The following is a 15,387-nucleotide window of genomic DNA, read 5'->3' as shown; positions in this document are numbered from 1 at the left end:
TATTGGCTCTTCGGCTTCGCATGTAGTGGCCGACGGTGCAAGGTTGTCGCGGAGCGTTTTGTCGCCTCTCGTACGCTGGCGACCCGCCCGAGCAGACGCAGTGGGGAGACATGACCCGTTTCGCAACGAAGGCAGCCGTACTGACGGCCGTCCTGTTCCCGCTGGCCGGGGTGGGTGTGGCCGGCGCGCAGAGCCAGGCGGTCGACGAGAAGACCGGGCCGGTTTCGTTCGCGAACGTGGCATCGGTCCGGATCGGCGGCGAAGGCCAGCACGGCGGCTCCCTGATCACCGAGACCCAGCGCTCGCCGTTGCTGCCCGGCCAGTCGAAGCTCGGCACCGACCGGGTCACCGTGCCCAAGGACGACGGCGAGCGTGCCACGTTCGGCGGGCACTACGCGATCGACCTCGGCCGCTACAGCGGGTCGCAGAACCCGTACCCGGCCGGGGTCGCGAGCCGGGACCACAACGTCGTCGCCGCGCTGCAGGCGACCACCGTGCCCACCGCCGTCGCCGAGACCAACTACGCACTGCGCGACACCTGGCAGGGTGGGGCCAACGCGGTGGACGACACCGTGCTCGTGCTCGAAGGCGCCAAGACCGCGGTGGACTGCACCAGCCCGGCGAAGCTCACCGGCACGTCGACGGTGACACGGCTGTGGGTGCGCCAGGCCGGCGGCGCGCTCGGCATCGTCCCGATGCCCGGCGGCAACGCGGGCCTGCAGCTGAAGAACCTGCGGCTCGGCCCGCCCGGCGACCTGACCAACGCCAGCAAGGACACCACGGTCTCGGACCTCAAGCTGACCCGCGTCGCCGCGTTCGACCAGCTGATCCGCCAGGACGGCTGGCGCGGCGGCGACTACACCGCGGTCGCCGGCTGGCGGGCCGAGATCACCACGCACGTCAAGGACGCGCAGGGCGCCGCGCTGCAGGACGTCCAGACGAACATCGTGCTCGGCGGCGTCAGCTGCTCGATCCCGAAGGGGTTCGTCGCGAAGTCCGCCGGCAGCACCGGCGGCGGCGCCACCGCGACGCAGCCCGCCGTGCCGACCCAGGTCCCGGCCGGCTACCTCGGCGCGGCCGCGCCGGACACCGGCAGTGACGGCTCGCGCGTCCCGCTCGGCATCGGGCTGCTCTTCGGCGGCGTGTTCTTCGGGAGCGTCGCCCTGCTGCTGGGCAGGCGGCGCAAGTCCGGGACGGACTAGGTGCTGCGCAGCGGGCTGGCCGCCGTCGCGGGGGCCCTGGCCGTGGCCGCCTTCGCGGCCGGTGTCGTCGTTTTGACGTGGCTGCCGCCCGAGCCGGTGTCGATCGCCGCGCCCGCCCCCGGCACGCTGCCGGGGGAGAACGCGGCCCCGGCCGTGCTGCCCGCGGACAGCTCGTCCACCGCGCAGCAGCGCCCGGGCACGGTCCGCCTCCCCGGCGGCGCCACCGCGCGGCTGGTCCGCACCGAGCTCACCGACACGGGCGTGCTGCCGATCCCGCGCGGCCTCGGTGAGGCGGCGTGGTGGGGCGCCAAGCTGGGCGCCGACCGCGGCGCGGCGCTGCTGTCCGGGCACGTGAACTGGGAAGGGCAGCGGGGCCCGTTCGACGAGCTGTGGCGGATGCGCGACGGCGACGACGTCAGCGTGGTCGACGCGCGCGGCGGTCGCTGGGTCTACCGCGTCGACGACGTCGTGACGCTGCCGAAGGAGACGTTGCCCGCGCAGGCCGCCCGCTGGTTCGGCCAGGACGGCCCGCACCGGCTGGTGCTGGTGACCTGCGGCGGCGACTACGTCGGCGGCACCGAGGGCTACGACCAGAACCGCCTGGTCACCGCGACCCTGGTGACCCGCCCCACCGGCTGACCGAGTTCGGTGCAACCTCCTCCGCCCGCCGCGGCATGTGTGTCTGTGCACTGGTCACGGAGCGAAGGAGCGCAGGCGCATGCAGGAGCACAACCCGGCGGAGCGGAAGAAGGGCCCCGGCCGCTGGTGGATCGTCGGCGTGGCCGGCGCGTTCGTGATCGCGGCGCTGGTCGCCACCCTGCTCGTCTTCACCGGAAAGGATGAACCTGCCCGCGCGAACGGCACAGGAACGCCGGTTGCGACCGGCACGTCCGCGCAGAGCAACGGCACCCCGCAGGACACCGGCCAGGCACCGGCGCAGCTCGCGCTGCCCGGTGGCGGCGCGGCGAAGCTCGTCCAGGAGGACCTGGACGCCGACGGCGCGCTGAAGATCCCCGAGGGACTCGACGAAGCCGCTTGGTGGGGCGCGAAACTGGGCGCCGACCACGGCGTCGCGCTGCTGTCCGGGCACGTGAACTGGAAGGGCAAGAAGGGCCCGTTCAACGAGCTGTGGCAGGTCAAGCCGGGCCAGGAGGTCAAGCTGACCGACGCCGCGGGCGGCGCCTGGGTCTACAAGGTCGACGCGGCCGAGACCATCCACAAGTCCGAGCTGGCCGGGCGGTCGGAGCAGCTGTTCTCCCCGGACGGCCCGCACAAGCTCCTCCTGGTCACCTGCGGCGGCGAGTACGTCGGCGGCAAGGAGGGCTACGAGGACAACCGCGTGGTGACGGCGTCACTGGTGTCGCGGCCGTAGGTTCACCTGGGCGGAAAGCGGTGGACCCCGGCGGATACCCTTGAGGTTCTAGTCCGATAACCGTCCCCGCATGCTTCCGGAGCGTGGAGTGCCCACGAACACCATTGAGACCGTAGTCAGCCTGTGCAAACGCCGTGGTTTCGTCTTCCCCAGCGGAGAGATCTACGGCGGTACCCGCTCGGCGTGGGACTACGGGCCGCTCGGGGTCGAGCTGAAGGACAACATCAAGCGCCAGTGGTGGAAGACCGTGGTCCAGGCCCGCGACGACGTCGTGGGCCTCGACTCCTCGGTGATCCTGCCGCGCCAGGTGTGGGTCGCCTCAGGGCACGTCAACGTGTTCACCGACCCGCTGATCGAGTGCCTTTCGTGCCACAAGCGGTTCCGTGCCGACCAGCTCGCCGAGGAGTACTCGGCGCGCAGCGGCAAGGAGACGACCGAGGACGACCTGTCCGACGTCCCCTGCCCGAACTGCGGCACGCGCGGCCAGTACACCGCGCCGCGGGACTTCAACATGATGCTGAAGACCTACCTCGGCCCGGTGGAGTCCGAAGAGGGCCTGCACTACCTCCGCCCGGAGACCGCGCAGGGCATCTTCGTCAACTTCTCGAACGTCCAGACGACCTCGCGGATGAAGCCGCCGTTCGGCATCGGCCAGATCGGCAAGTCGTTCCGCAACGAGATCACGCCGGGCAACTTCATCTTCCGGACGCGCGAGTTCGAGCAGATGGAGATGGAGTTCTTCGTCGAGCCGGGTGAGGACGAGACCTGGCACCAGTACTGGATCGACGAGCGCACGAAGTGGTACACGGACCTCGGCATCAAGGCCGACAACCTGCGCCACTTCGAGCACCCGAAGGAAAAGCTCTCGCACTACGCGAAGCGCACCGTCGACATCGAGTACCGGTTCGCGTTCAACGCCGGCCAGGAGTGGGGCGAGCTGGAGGGCATCGCCAACCGCACCGACTTCGACCTGACCACGCACTCGAACCACTCGGGTCAGGACCTGTCGTACTTCGACCCGACGTCGAAGCAGCGGTACCGCCCGTTCGTCATCGAGCCCGCCGCGGGTGTCGGCCGGTCGATGATGGCGTTCCTGGTCGACGCCTACTTCGAGGAGCAGGTCCCGAACGCCAAGGGCGGCACCGACACCCGCGTGGTGCTGAAGCTCGACCCGCGGCTGGCGCCGTTCAAGGCCGCGGTGCTGCCGCTGTCGCGCAACGCCGACCTCACGCCGAAGGCGAAGGCCGTCGCCGAGCTGCTGCGCAAGCACTGGAACGTCGACTTCGACGACGCGGGCTCGATCGGCAAGCGCTACCGCCGTCACGAGGAGATCGGCACGCCGTACTGCGTGACGGTCGACTTCGACAGCCTCGAGGACGACGCCGTCACGGTCCGCGACCGCGACAGCATGGCCCAGGAGCGCGTCGCGATCGACAAGCTGGAGTCCTACCTGGCCGGCCGCCTGATCGGCTGCTGAACCACCCGGGGTCCGGTTACTGATCCGGCCGAAAGAAGGCGGATACGGACCGCAGCTGATTCGCTGTAGGGATCCATTTCCGCCGTGGCTGCCGGTCGGATCAGTAACGATCGGCACAGTACCCCTGACACCTGTCACGGTCAGGTCGTGACGCACGGTCTGGGGACCCGGGCCTCCCGGGCGGCAGCCTGGGGGCATGCGAGAAACAGACATCCAGGCGGTGGCGGCGGGGGCCGCGATCCACCTCACCGGCCTGCGGAAGCACTACGGTGACGTCCACGCGGTCGACGGCGTCGACCTGACCATCGCCCCGGGCGAGGTCGTGGCCCTGCTCGGCCCCAACGGCGCGGGCAAGTCCACCACCGTCGACATGATCCTCGGCCTCAGCACGCCGGACAGCGGCGAGGTGCGCGTCTTCGGCCGCAAGCCGATCGACGCCGTCCGCGCCGGCCTGATCGGCGCGATGCTGCAGGGTGGCGCGCTGATGGACGACCTGACCGTCGCCGAGACCGTCGGCATGGTCGCGGCGCTGCACCGCGAGCCGATGCCGGTGGCCGAAGCGCTGCGCGCCGCCGGGGTCGAAGAGCTGGCCGGCCGCCGCGCCAACAAGCTGTCGGGCGGGCAGAAGCAGCGCGTGCGCTTCGCCGTCGCGCTCGTCAGCAACCCCGACCTGCTCATCCTCGACGAGCCGACCGCCGCGATGGACGTCGGTACCCGCCGGGAGTTCTGGCAGTCGATGTACTCGTTCACCGAGTCCGGCCGCACGGTCGTGTTCGCCACGCACTACCTCGAAGAGGCCGAGGAGTTCGCCGACCGGGTGGTGCTGATGCGGCGCGGCCGGATCGTCGCCGACGGGTCGGTCGCCGAGGTCCGCGCGCTGGCCGGGGGCCGCAGCCTGCGCGCCGCCGTCCCCGGTGCCACCGAAGCCGTGATCGCGGCGCTGCCCGGCGTCAAGGAGTTCGAGCTGCGCGGCGACCGCGTCGCCATCTCCAGCGGCGACTCCGACGCGACGCTGTGGGCGCTGAAGGCCGCCGTTCCCGCCGTGTACGACATCGAGATCAGCGCCGTCGGCCTCGAAGGCGCCTTCCTGTCCCTGACCGCCGACGAAACCGCGGAGTCCGTCCGATGAACGCCACCTACCTGGCCACCGAGATCCGCCGGAACTTCCGGGCGCCGCGGTTCCTGATCTTCGTCGTCGCCTTCCCGGTGCTGATGTTCCTGTTGCAGGCCAACGTCTTCACCAAGTCGTCCGATCCGGAGCACGCGCAGATCGTGGCCGTGATCATGATCAACATGATGACGTTCGGCGCGTTCGCCGCCGCGACCAACAGCGGCGCCCGGCTCGCGCTGGAGCGGGCCGCGGGCTGGCAGCGGCAGCTGCGCCTGACCCCGCTGACCGGGACGGGTTACCTGGCCGGCAAGGGCATCTCCGGCTTGCTCGTCGGGCTGCCCGCGCTGATTCTCGTGCCGGCGCTCGCGATTCTCGGCGAGGGCGTCCACCTCGACGCCGCGGGCTGGGTCCGGATCTTCGCCGGCGTCTGGCTCGGCACGATCCCGCTGGTGCTGCTCGGGCTGCTGCTCGGCCAGTTCGGCACGCCGGAGTCGATGCAGCCGATCAACATGCTGGTCACCCTCGGCATGGGCTTCCTGGGCGGGCTGTGGATCCCGATCGAGACGATGCCGGGCTGGATGCACGACGTCGCCCAGATCATGCCGACGTACTGGGTGCTGCAGCTGGCGCGGCCCGCGGTGACCACCGACATGGTCGTGTCGCTGCCGACCGCCGTGGGCGTGCTCGCGGCGTGGACGGTCGTGCTGGGGGCCCTGGTGATCAGGCGTTACCGTAAGGACAGTGCCCGCGTCTGAGGGCCGGAGGGGACGAGGAACGGCGATGGCGAGCGACGACACGAACCGCCGGTTCGGGCTGAACACGCGGGAAGGGTGGTGGGACGACCCGCTGCCCGACGGGAAGAACCAGGGCCCGGACACCGTGCGCTGGCCGATCATGGGCGTGGTCTTCCTGCTGCCGTTCCTCATCCCGATCACGAAGTCGCTCGTGGCCGCGCCCGTCGTGACCGTGCCGGTCGTGCTCAGCTGGCTCCTGGTCTACGCCTACGCCGCCTGCTACCTGCTGTTCCCGTTCTTCTTCCGCCAGGTCCGCCCGCTGAAGCTGGGCTTCGGGATCGTGATGGTCGTGCTGGGGCTCGGCGTGGTCGCGGGGGTCCACGCGAACCCGTTCATCCTGCTCTACGGCACCGCGGTGATGGTGTTCCTCGCCCCCGCCGCGTGGTCGGTCATCGTCGATCTCGCGGCGCTGGCCGTCGGGGCGCTGATCCTGCTGGTCCAGAGCCGGTTCCAGAACGACTACGGCGACCTGATCACGGTCGGCTCGGTGACGCTGGCGATGTTCTTCATGGCCAACCTGATCCGCGCCATCCGGCGGCTGGAGCTGGCCAACAAGGAGATCGCCACGCTGGCCGTGACCAACGAGCGCCAGCGCGTCGCCCGCGACCTGCACGACCTGCTCGGGCACAGCCTCACCACGATCACCGTCAAGGCGGGGCTGGCCCGGCGGGTGCTGGAGAGCGCGGGCGACATCCCGCGCGCGGTCGAGGAGATCCGCGAGGTCGAGAGCCTGACCCGCAGCGCGCTGTCCGACGTCCGCGCCACCGTGTCGGAGTACCGCGAGGTGTCGCTGTCGGCCGAGCTCGTCGGCGCCCGCGCGGCGCTGCGGGCCGCGGAGATCGACACGGACCTGCCGCACGCGGTGGACAACGTGGCGCCGGAGTTCCAGAACGTCTTCGGCTACGTGCTGCGCGAGACCGTCACGAACGTGCTGCGGCACTCCGGGGCGAAGCAGGTGAAGGTGCACCTGGGGAAGAACTGGGTGGAGATCGAGGACGACGGCACGGCCGCCGAGGTCGTGCCGGGCAACGGCCTGCGCGGGCTCACCGAGCGGCTGGCCGCGGCCGGGGGCACCCTGCGGACGTCCGTCCGGTCCGGGGGAGGATTGGTGGTGCGGGCGGAGATCCCGCTGCCCGAACCGCGAGCGGCCGCGCCGGCCGTGCGCGCCGAACCCGCGGGAGGACTCGCTTGATCCGGGTACTGCTGGCCGACGACCAGGCCATGGTGCGCGGGGCACTGGCCACCGTGCTGGGCCTCGAATCCGACATCGAGGTGGTCGGGCAGGTCGGCTCCGGCGACGAGGTGGTCGCCGCCGCGCGCGAGCTGAAGCCCGACGTCGCCCTGCTGGACGTGCAGATGCCGGGCAAGGACGGCCTGGAGGCGGCGGCCGACCTGCGGGCCGCGCTGCCGTCGTGCCGGGTGATCATCTGCACCACGTTCGGCAGGCCCGGCTACCTGGCCCGCGCGATGGCCGCGGGGGCTGCCGGGTTCGTCGTCAAGGACGCGCCGCCCGAGCAGCTCGTCGAGGCCGTCCGGCGCGTCCACAGTGGACTCCGGGTGGTGGACCCGGCGCTGGCCGCGGAGTCGCTGGCCACCGGCGCGAGCCCGCTCACCGCCCGCGAGCTGGACGTCCTGCGCGAGGCGCGGGACGGCAGCACGGTCGCCGACGTCGCCCGCGCGCTGCACCTGTCGGAAGGCACCGTCCGCAACCACCTGTCCGCCGCGATCGGCAAGACCGGCGCCCGGACCCGCGCCGAAGCGGTCCGCGTCGCCGAGGAGCGCGGCTGGCTGTGAGCGGCCGGTGACCTTCTGACAAGATGGGGCGGGTGGGTACCGCTGAACGCACGAAACCGACGCGCGCGAGCTGGGCGCGCCGGATCGCGCTCGGCACGGTCCTCGTGCTGCTCGCCCTCGTCGGCGGCACCGCGTTCCGGATCTGGCAGGTCGCCCGGGACAACGACCGGACGCAGGCCGACGTCATCGTGGTGCTGGGCGCGGCCCAGTACAACGGCAAGCCGTCCGACATCTACGCCGCGCGGCTGACCAAGGCGAAGCAGCTCTACGACGCGGGCGTCGCGAAGACGATCGTCACCGCGGGCGGCAAGAAGGCCGAGGACAACTTCACCGAGGCGCGGGCCGGGCAGCTGTGGCTCACCCGTCACGGCGTGCCGCCGACGGCGACGCTGGCCGTCGGCGAAGGCAGCGACACGCTGCGCAGCCTGCGCGCGGTCGCCGAGCAGGTCGAGGCCCGCGACTGGCACACGGCGGTGCTGGTGAGCGACCCGTGGCACTCGTTCCGGGCCCGCACGATGGCCGACGACCTGGGCCTGGACGCCTGGACCGCGCCGACGCACAGCGGGCCGATCGTCCAGGAGCGCGTCACGCAGGTCCGCTACATCGTCCGCGAGACCGGCGCGCTGCTGTACTACCGGCTGACGAAGACCCCGGCCGACGATCTCTTCGCCACCTTCCTGGGCTGAGCGTTTTGTCGGTACCCGCGCCTAAGCTGGCCGGGTGAACGACGGTTACTCCGAGCACGACACCGCCCGCCTCCGGCCGGAGGCGGCGAAGGGCGCCGCGCTGGCCGGGGCGCGCGCGGACGGGCGCAGCGCGTTCTCCCGCGACCGCGCCCGCGTGCTCCACTCCGCGGCCCTGCGGCGGCTCGCGGGCAAGACCCAGGTGGTCGGGCCGGGGGAGGGCGCCGAGGTCACGGGCGTGCCGCGCACCCGGCTGACGCACTCGCTGGAGGTCGCCCAGATCGGCCGCGGCATCGCCGAGGAGCTGGGCGCCGACCCGGACCTGGTGGACACCGCCGGGCTGGCGCACGACATCGGGCACCCGCCGTTCGGGCACAACGGCGAACGCGCGCTCGACGAGGTGGCCGCCGCGTGCGGCGGGTTCGAGGGCAACGCGCAGACGCTGCGCATCCTGACCCGGCTGGAACCGAAGCTCGTCGGCGAGGGCGGCGTCACGGCCGGGCTCAACCTGACCCGCGCCTGCCTCGACGCGACGACGAAGTACCCGTGGCCGCGCAAGCCGGGCCGTCGCAAGTACGGCGTCTACGCGGACGACGCCGAGGTCTTCGCCTGGGTCCGGGAAGGCGCGCCGGGGGAGGAGACCTGCCTGGAGGCCCGGATCATGGACTGGGCCGACGACGTCGCGTATTCGGTGCACGACGTCGAGGACGGCGTGCTTGCCGGCCGGATCAAGCTGCGCGTGCTGGCGCACCCTGAGGAGCGGGCCGCCGTCGCGGAGGCCGCGGCCAAGCACTTCTCCGGGCAGTCGGTGTCCACTTTGGAGGGAGCAGCCGAGGAACTGCTGGCGCTGCCGGTGGTGGCGTCGGTGATCGAGGCGGGGCCGGACGGCTCGCCGGGCGCCCAGGTCGCGCTGAAACGCCTGACGAGCGAGCTCGTCGGCCGCTTCGCGACGGCCGCCGTCACCGGCACCCGCGCGGAGTTCGGCGACGGCCCGCTGAGCCGTTACCGGGCCAGACTCGCCGTACCCGAGCAGGTCGCCGCCGAGGTGGCCCTGCTCAAGGCCCTGGCACTGCGGTACGTGATGAGCGACCGGCGCCGCCTGGCGATGCAGGAAGGCCAGCGCGAGCTGCTGGGCGAGCTGGTCCACGCCCTGGCCCGGCGCGCCCCGGAGTCCCTCGACCCGCTGTTCGTCCCGGCGTGGCAGACCGCGAAGGACGACGCGGGCCTGCTGCGCGTGGTCGTCGACCAGGTGGCTTCCCTGACCGACGCCCAAGCCCACGTCTGGCACTCCTGGCACGTGACCCGCCACCACTGAGCCCTCCCCACGTGACGGAAACGCCGACACGCGTGATCAGAACGCCGACACGCGTGATTGAGACGCCGACACGGCCGCAGGCCCCGGTCCCGCCGTGTCGACCCTTCAATCACGCGTGTCGACTGCTCAATCACGTGTGTCGACCCTTCGATCACGTGAGTTGACTCTTCCATCACGGGAACCGGGCCTTTGGTCACGTGTACCGGGCTTTCCCGCACCCGAGCCAGGTGACCGTGGCACGCGGCCGGTGCCGGATTTGTCACCCGTCGGGGGAGTTTCGCGTGGCCGCCCGGTGGGGTGACGGGTTCCGGTAGTCTCGCCCGCATGGCCACGGACAGCCACCTCCGGTTCGCCCTCGCCGTCCATGGGGCCCTCGGCGCCGAGGGCGGGAACTCCTGCTTCTCGCCGTATTCGGTGGCCGGCGCGCTGACCTTGGCCGCGCTCGCCGCCCGGGGGGCCACCCGCGAAGAGCTGGTCGCACTGCTCGGCGAGCCGGCCGCACAGGCCGAGCTGCTGCGGGCGGCCACGGAGCTCGTCGAGGAGGGCCGGGGCGCCGAACCGCCCGAGCTCGCCGTCGCCAACACGCTGTGGGCCGCGGACACCCTCCCGCTCGAGGACGGGTTCAAGACCGAGCTGGCCGGGTGGCCCGGGGCGAACGTCGAGAGCGCGCGGTTCGAGGAGGACCCCGAACGCGCCCGCGCGCTGATCAACGACGACGTCGGCCGCACCACGCACGGCCTGATCCCGCAGCTGCTGCCGCCGGGCTCGATCGACGCCGGCATCGCCGCCGTGCTCGTCAACGCGCTGTACCTGAAGTCCGCGTGGAAGCTGCCGTTCCGCGAGGCCAACACCACCGACGCGCCGTTCCACGCGCCGTCCGGCACCCGCGACGTCCCGACCATGTGGCTCGGCGAGAACGTCGGTTACGCGCACACCGGCGGCTGGCAGGCGGTGCGGCTGGTCGCGGCGGGCGGCCTGCAGACCGTGGTGCTGCTGCCCGACGGCGACCTCGCCGAGGCGGAGGCGTCGCTCGACGAAGCGGCGCTGACCGGCCTGCTCGGCGAGATCCGGTCGACGCGTGTCGAGCTGGCGCTCCCCAAGATCTCCCTCGACGTGGCCAGCACGCTGACCGGCGTGCTGCGCGGCCTGGGCGTGCGCACGATGTTCACCGGCGCGGCCGACCTGAGCGGGCTCTCCCCGGACCCGCGGCTCACGGTGTCCGAGGTGCTGCACCAGGCCGTGCTGCGGGTCGACGAACAGGGCTTCGAAGGGGCCGCGGCGACGGCGCTGACCATGCGCCTCACCTCGATGATCACGTCCGACCCCGTCGCCGTGACGGTGGACCGTCCGTTCCTGGTGCTGGTCCGGCACGCCGGCACCGGGGCCCTCTACTTCTTCGCCAGGGTGGTCGAGCCGTGAGCTTGAAGTCCGAAGCCGTTCCCGAGCTCGTTCCGCCCGCTCCCGAAGCCCCGCCCGCAGGCCCGAAACGCTGGGAGTGGCAGGACTCCGCGATCATGGGCGGCTTCCTGCTGTTCACGATCCTGCTCTACAACGGGCTGTGGTTCGACCTCAAGCGCGGCTACCTGTGGAACGGCGCGTCGGACCAGAGCCAGTGGGAGTGGTACTCGACGGTCGTCGCGAAGTCCGTCCTGCACTTCCAGAACCCGTTCACCACGGACCTGCAGAACTACCCGTACGGCGTGAACATGGCGGCGAACGCGGCGATGTTCGGGCTGAACATCCCGCTCGCGCCGATCACGCTGACCTTCGGGGCCACGCTGACCTGGGCGATCGTGCTCACCGCCGGGCTCGCCGGCACCGCGATCGGCTGGTACTGGGTGTTCTCGCGGCACCTGGTGCCCAACCGCACGGCCGCCGCGATCGGCGCCGCGTTCTGCGGGTTCGCCCCGCCGATGATCTCGCACGGCAACGCGCACCCCAACTTCGTCGTGCTGTTCGTGCTGCCGTTCATCGCCCTGAAGGTGATCCAGATCGCGCACGGCGAACGCCCGGTGCGCAACGGCGTCGTGCTCGGCCTGCTCGTCGCGTGGCAGATCCTGCTCGGCGAAGAGCCGCTGGCGATCTTCGGGCTCACGTTCCTGGTGTTCGTGGTCGCCTACCTGGTCCCGCACCGCGCCGAGATCCGCGGCATGCTCGCGCCGCTGGCCAGGGGCGTCGGCGTCGGTGCCGTCGTGGCCCTGCTGATCGCGGGATTCCCGTTGTACTGGCAGTTCTTCGGGCCGCAGAGCTTCCACTCGCTGCTGCACGGCCCGGCGGGCAACGACACGGCGGCGTTCACCCGGTTCGCGACGCAGTCGATCGCGGGCTGGCCGGAGTCCGCCGCGGACGTCTCGATGAACCGCACCGAGGAGAACGCGTTCTTCGGCTGGCCGCTGATCGTGCTCATGGTGGTGCTGACGATCTGGCTGTGGCGTGACATCACGGCGCGGGCGTTCGCGATCACCATGTACTTGATGGCGTTCCTCTCCCTGGGCGTCGAGATCACGGTGGCGCACCAGGACACCGGCGTCCCCGGGCTGTGGAAGTGGCTGGGGCAGCTGCCGTTGCTGGACTCGCTGCTCGAATCCCGGCTCGCGATGGGCTGCATCCCGGTGGTCGGCGGGCTCCTGGCCATCGCGACGCACCGCGTCTGGACGGCGGCGGCCGAGCAATCCCTGGCCACGGAAGAAAAGCAGCGCGTCCCGCTGCGCCTGGTCTGGGTCGGCGCGGTGGTGGCGGTGCTGCTGCCGATCGCGCCGACGGAGCTGGTGACGCACGAGCGCCCGCTGTCGCCGCCGTTCTTCGCCGACGGCATCTGGCGCCAGTACATCGCCCCCGGCGGCTCGCTCGTGCCGGTGCCGCTGCCCAGCACCGGGGAAGCGGAACCGTTGCACTGGCAGGTGGACGCCGGCCTCGGCTACCCGATGCCCGAGGGCTACTTCGTCGGCCCGACGTCCGCGGACGACCGCCGCGGGCGCTACGGCGCCGTCCCGCTCCCGACGTCGGACCTGTTCGCCGAGGTCGAGCGCACGGGCCAGACCGCGGACGTCACCGAGTCCGACCGCACCCAGGCGCTGGCGGACCTGCGCAAGTGGAACGCGGACGTCTTGGTGGTCGGCCCGCGCCAGAACCAGGAAGCGCTCAAGTCCACAGTGGAGCTGCTGCTCCGCAAACCGGCCGAGTTCGTCGGCGGCGTCTGGATCTGGGACGTCCGCGCGTTGACGCCCTGAAAACCCAGCGGACAACGCCGGTGAAATCGGTAGAGTGCGCGCCCATGACCATCGTGGACGAGCAGGGCCGGGCCGAACCGCCGGTCGACGCCGACGAAACCGGGACCCTGCTGGGGTTCCTCGAGTACCACCGCGCGACGCTCGCGTGGAAGTGCGCCGGCCTCGACGCGGCGGGCCTGCGCGCGACCGTCGGCCCGTCCCCGCTGACGCTGGGCGGCATGCTCAAGCACCTGTCCTACGTGGAGGACCACTGGTTCTCGCGCGTCCTGACCGGCGCCGAACGGGCGGAGCCGTGGAACTCGGTGGACTGGGCGGCCGCCCCGGACTGGGACTGGGATTCCGCCGTCGAGGACACCCCGGACCAGCTGCGCGAGCTGTGGGAGGGAACGGTCGCACGCTCGCGCGAGCTGCTCACGAAGGCACTGGAGCAGGGCGACCTCTCGCAGGTCGCCGCACGCGGCTGGGCGGACGGCCGCAAGCCGAACCTGCGCTGGATCCTGGTCCACATGGTGGAGGAGTACAGCCGCCACAACGGCCACGCCGACCTCATCCGCGAGTCGGTGGACGGCAGCACCGGGGAGTAGCTCAGCGGTTCTTGGCCACCGAATCCGAGTCGATGCACAGGTGGCCGTCCCACATCGCGACGCCGAGGACGTGCGTCTCGGTGAGGTCCGGGCGCCCGTCGGCGTACCGGAACTTGATCCGCGCGGTCACCGAGCCGCCGTCGACGCTCGGCGTGCCGACGACCTCGGCCCCGCTGAACCTGCTCCAGAACTTGTCGTAGCTGTCCCGCGTGCGCAGCCGCAGGTTCGGGCCGATCAGCTCCCAGCCGGAGTCGGTGTCCGGCATCAGCCCGTAGTAGTGCACGACGAACCCGGAGAGGTCGCCGGGGGACGGCCGGCTTGCTTCGGCCGTCGTCACCGCGACGGGAACCGTGGTCGCCGGAGTGGTGACCCGGACCGGGACGGACGTGGTCACCGGCGCGGGTGCCGACGTCGGTGCGGCGGCCGGAGTCCGCGAGGTCAGGCCGGGCAGAGCGAGCATCGCTCCCACGCCGCTGAGCAGGACGACCGTCAGCGCGATCACCAGCGCCGCCGTGCGCCGGGGCGCGGCGGCCGGCTCGACCCGGGTGAACGTCCGGGTTTCCGGAGGCGGAGCGGCGAAGTCGCTACGCGAGCCCAGCGCGGCGAGGGCTCCCGCCGCGAGCGCCGCGGCGGTGGGGTAGCGGTCGTCCGGGCTCTTCGCCATGCCCCGGGCCACCACGCCGTCGAGCGCCGTGGGCGTGCCGGGCCGCAGCAGGCTCGGTCGGGGCGGTGGCTGGTTCAGGTGGGCGTTCAGCAGGGACGCCGCGGTCGTCGCGGCGAAGGGCTTGGTGGCGGTCAGGCACTGGTGCAGGACGCAGGCCAGGGCGTAGACGTCGACGCGCTGGTCGGGCCGGGCACCGGTGAACCGCTCGGGCGCCATGTAGTCGAGCGTGCCGATCGCCGCGCCCGTGCCGGTCAGCCCGGTCGCCGCTTCCTGCGAGCGCGCGATCCCGAAGTCCACCAGGTAGGCGAACCCGCTGGGGGTCAGGAGGATGTTCGACGGCTTGACGTCCCGGTGGATCACGCCCTCGGCGTGCGCGGCCGCGAGGGCCTGCGCGATCTGGCCGACGACGGCGACGGCCTCGGCGGGATCCATCGGCCCGCGCGTGCTCAGCCGCGTCGCCAGGTCTTCGCCTTCGACGAGTTGCATGTCCAGGTAGAGCCGGCCGTCGATTTCCCCGAAAGAGTGAATCGGAACGATGTGCGGCTCGCGGAGCCGGGCCGCCGAATGTGCTTCGCGGCGAAAGCGTTCGCGAAAGTCCTGATCGGCCGCGAGGTGGGGCGACAGCACCTTCAACGCCACGACCCGGTCGAGCCGGGTGTCGTAGGCGCGCAGCACTTCGCCCATCCCGCCGCGCGCGATCAGCCGTTCGATCCGGTACGGCCCGAATTCCGAGGTCACGTCGCACAGTCGCTGGACGGCCGGTGCCGCGTTACAGTCACCGATTCCCGGAAACCCCGGCGAAACCGTTCAGGCGCGGGGATGTGCGATCTGGAAGACGTTGCCGAACGGGTCTCGGACCATTGCTCGCCGGTCGCCGTACGGGGTGTCCGTTGGTTCCTCCAGGCTTGTCGCGCCGCAGTCGAGGGCTCGGCGGTACGTCGCGTCCGCGTTGGCGACGTAGATGTAGAGGAACGCGGGGAACAGCTCCCGCTCGCCTTCGGCGGACACCAGCACGCGCGAACCGCCGATGTCGAGGTCGGCGGGGCGGCCGCTCTCCACCTCGCCGGTCGCGCCGAACACCGTGCGCAGGAACGCGACGGCCGCGACGAGGTCGCTCACCACCATCCGCGGGGTCACCGCCGGGTACGCCTGGCTCATACC

At 71.7% G+C, this 15,387-nt stretch carries 15 protein-coding genes; 13 read left to right on the top strand and 2 right to left on the bottom strand.

Going from position 1 to position 15,387, the window contains the following annotated elements; translation table 11 throughout:
• Positions 1-110: 110 nt before the first annotated feature.
• The 13 genes from VA596_RS43920 (at position 111) to VA596_RS43860 (ending at position 13,562) form a co-directional block, all read left to right on the top strand.
• Positions 111-1,202, top strand: a complete 1,092-nt coding sequence (locus VA596_RS43920) for an LPXTG cell wall anchor domain-containing protein (RefSeq protein ID WP_323335848.1) — start codon at positions 111-113, stop codon at positions 1,200-1,202.
• The gene (locus VA596_RS43915) at positions 1,203-1,841 is read left to right on the top strand and encodes a class F sortase (RefSeq protein ID WP_323335846.1); all 639 of its coding nucleotides are present in this window, start codon (positions 1,203-1,205) and stop codon (positions 1,839-1,841) included. It begins immediately after the preceding gene.
• Positions 1,842-1,920: 79 nt separating this feature from the next.
• On the top strand, positions 1,921-2,574 hold the full coding sequence (locus VA596_RS43910; RefSeq protein ID WP_323335844.1) for a class F sortase: 654 nt from the start codon (positions 1,921-1,923) through the stop codon (positions 2,572-2,574).
• Positions 2,575-2,662: 88 nt separating this feature from the next.
• Positions 2,663-4,051: a glycine--tRNA ligase gene (locus tag VA596_RS43905; protein WP_323335842.1), complete on the top strand. Its 1,389-nt coding sequence runs from the start codon at positions 2,663-2,665 to the stop codon at positions 4,049-4,051.
• A 196-nt stretch (positions 4,052-4,247) separates the two neighbouring features.
• Positions 4,248-5,180 carry an ABC transporter ATP-binding protein gene (locus VA596_RS43900; RefSeq protein ID WP_323335840.1) on the top strand — a complete coding sequence of 311 codons (933 nt, stop codon included), beginning with the start codon at positions 4,248-4,250 and terminating at the stop codon, positions 5,178-5,180.
• Entirely contained in the window at positions 5,177-5,917 is a 741-nt protein-coding gene (locus VA596_RS43895; protein WP_323335838.1) for an ABC transporter permease, read from the top strand. The genes VA596_RS43900 and VA596_RS43895 overlap by 4 nt, the downstream gene beginning before the upstream one ends.
• A 25-nt stretch (positions 5,918-5,942) precedes the next feature.
• Complete coding sequence (locus VA596_RS43890; protein WP_323335836.1) at positions 5,943-7,148, top strand: sensor histidine kinase; 1,206 nt, start codon at positions 5,943-5,945, stop codon at positions 7,146-7,148.
• Positions 7,145-7,750 (top strand): response regulator transcription factor, encoded by a 606-nt coding sequence (locus VA596_RS43885; RefSeq protein WP_323335835.1) that lies wholly within the window; start codon positions 7,145-7,147, stop codon positions 7,748-7,750. The genes VA596_RS43890 and VA596_RS43885 overlap by 4 nt, the downstream gene beginning before the upstream one ends.
• Before the next feature lie 32 nt (positions 7,751-7,782).
• Positions 7,783-8,436 carry a YdcF family protein gene (locus VA596_RS43880; RefSeq protein ID WP_323335834.1) on the top strand — a complete coding sequence of 218 codons (654 nt, stop codon included), beginning with the start codon at positions 7,783-7,785 and terminating at the stop codon, positions 8,434-8,436.
• Between the two features lie 34 nt (positions 8,437-8,470).
• The gene (locus VA596_RS43875; RefSeq protein WP_323335832.1) at positions 8,471-9,748 is read left to right on the top strand and encodes a deoxyguanosinetriphosphate triphosphohydrolase; all 1,278 of its coding nucleotides are present in this window, start codon (positions 8,471-8,473) and stop codon (positions 9,746-9,748) included.
• A gap of 324 nt (positions 9,749-10,072) precedes the next feature.
• Positions 10,073-11,167, top strand: coding sequence for a serpin family protein (locus tag VA596_RS43870; protein ID WP_323335831.1), 1,095 nt, complete (start codon positions 10,073-10,075; stop codon positions 11,165-11,167).
• A 95-nt stretch (positions 11,168-11,262) separates the two neighbouring features.
• The gene (locus VA596_RS43865) at positions 11,263-12,978 is read left to right on the top strand and encodes a glycosyl transferase (RefSeq protein WP_410171974.1); all 1,716 of its coding nucleotides are present in this window, start codon (positions 11,263-11,265) and stop codon (positions 12,976-12,978) included.
• A gap of 44 nt (positions 12,979-13,022) precedes the next feature.
• Positions 13,023-13,562 carry a DinB family protein gene (locus VA596_RS43860; protein ID WP_323335827.1) on the top strand — a complete coding sequence of 180 codons (540 nt, stop codon included), beginning with the start codon at positions 13,023-13,025 and terminating at the stop codon, positions 13,560-13,562.
• Position 13,563: 1 nt separating this feature from the next.
• On the opposite strand, the gene VA596_RS43855 is transcribed toward VA596_RS43860, so the two are convergent.
• Positions 13,564-14,964 carry a serine/threonine-protein kinase gene (locus tag VA596_RS43855; RefSeq protein WP_323335825.1) on the bottom strand — a complete coding sequence of 467 codons (1,401 nt, stop codon included), beginning with the start codon at positions 14,962-14,964 and terminating at the stop codon, positions 13,564-13,566.
• 69 nt (positions 14,965-15,033) lie between these two features.
• Entirely contained in the window at positions 15,034-15,384 is a 351-nt protein-coding gene (locus VA596_RS43850; protein ID WP_323335823.1) for a VOC family protein, read from the bottom strand.
• Positions 15,385-15,387 lie beyond the last annotated feature (3 nt).

It is taken from the genome of Amycolatopsis heterodermiae, assembly GCF_034929455.1.
Lineage (GTDB): Bacteria > Actinomycetota > Actinomycetes > Mycobacteriales > Pseudonocardiaceae > Amycolatopsis > Amycolatopsis heterodermiae.
This window is presented reverse-complemented; position numbering and strand designations above follow the sequence as displayed.

What these genes read in the sequence shown, in the direction of transcription:
- VA596_RS43920 (WP_323335848.1), top strand. Translation starts at nt 111, where the DNA reads ATGACCCGTTTCGCAACGAAGGCAGCCGTACTGACGGCCGTCCTGTTC.
- VA596_RS43910 (WP_323335844.1), top strand. Translation starts at nt 1,921, where the DNA reads ATGCAGGAGCACAACCCGGCGGAGCGGAAGAAGGGCCCCGGCCGCTGG.
- VA596_RS43900 (WP_323335840.1), top strand. Translation starts at nt 4,248, where the DNA reads ATGCGAGAAACAGACATCCAGGCGGTGGCGGCGGGGGCCGCGATCCAC.
- VA596_RS43895 (WP_323335838.1), top strand. Translation starts at nt 5,177, where the DNA reads ATGAACGCCACCTACCTGGCCACCGAGATCCGCCGGAACTTCCGGGCG.
- VA596_RS43890 (WP_323335836.1), top strand. Translation starts at nt 5,943, where the DNA reads ATGGCGAGCGACGACACGAACCGCCGGTTCGGGCTGAACACGCGGGAA.
- VA596_RS43870 (WP_323335831.1), top strand. Translation starts at nt 10,073, where the DNA reads ATGGCCACGGACAGCCACCTCCGGTTCGCCCTCGCCGTCCATGGGGCC.
- VA596_RS43865 (WP_410171974.1), top strand. Translation starts at nt 11,263, where the DNA reads ATGGGCGGCTTCCTGCTGTTCACGATCCTGCTCTACAACGGGCTGTGG.
- VA596_RS43860 (WP_323335827.1), top strand. Translation starts at nt 13,023, where the DNA reads ATGACCATCGTGGACGAGCAGGGCCGGGCCGAACCGCCGGTCGACGCC.
- VA596_RS43850 (WP_323335823.1), bottom strand. Translation starts at nt 15,384, where the DNA reads ATGAGCCAGGCGTACCCGGCGGTGACCCCGCGGATGGTGGTGAGCGAC.